This is a genomic window from Vibrio sp. 2134-1, from assembly GCF_033339495.1.
Genome location: NZ_JAWOUS010000848.1, coordinates 1 through 544, shown reverse-complemented (window position 1 = coordinate 544; position 544 = coordinate 1). Strand labels below are relative to the sequence as shown.

Genomic DNA, 544 nt, shown 5'->3' with positions numbered 1-544 from the left:
CAACCTGAAGGAGGATTGATTGGTGATGGCAGATCCCCTTCCAACATTTGGATGGTTTTATTGCGTTCTAACTCTGGGTCTGGGATTGGAACCGCCGACATCAGCGCACGCGTATAAGGGTGCTTAGGGTCTGCAAATAGCGCATCCGCTTCGCCTAACTCTACCGCGTTACCCAAATACATCACGAGAACACGATCAGAGATATGTTTCACCACTGACAAATCGTGCGCGATAAACACCAAAGAAAGTCCTAGCTCTTTTTGCAGCTCTTTCAGAAGGTTAACGACTTGAGCCTGAATAGAAACATCCAGTGCCGAGACTGGTTCGTCACAGATGATCATCTTAGGCTTAAGAATAAGCGCACGCGCAATACCGATACGCTGACACTGACCACCTGAGAATTCATGCGGGTAACGGTTGATTACGTTTGGCAATAGACCAACTTTCGCCATCATCTCTTTAACGCGGTCTTTCACTTCTTGCTTAGACAGTTCTGGATAGAACGTTTCTAGCGGCTCAGCGATGATGTCACCGACCGTCATAC

Annotated in this window: 1 protein-coding gene; it reads right to left on the bottom strand. The window is 47.8% G+C overall.

The window, feature by feature from the left end; genetic code table 11:
- A partial coding sequence (locus tag R7R78_RS28885; protein ID WP_225474939.1) for an oligopeptide/dipeptide ABC transporter ATP-binding protein occupies positions 1-544 on the bottom strand: 544 nt, incomplete at both ends.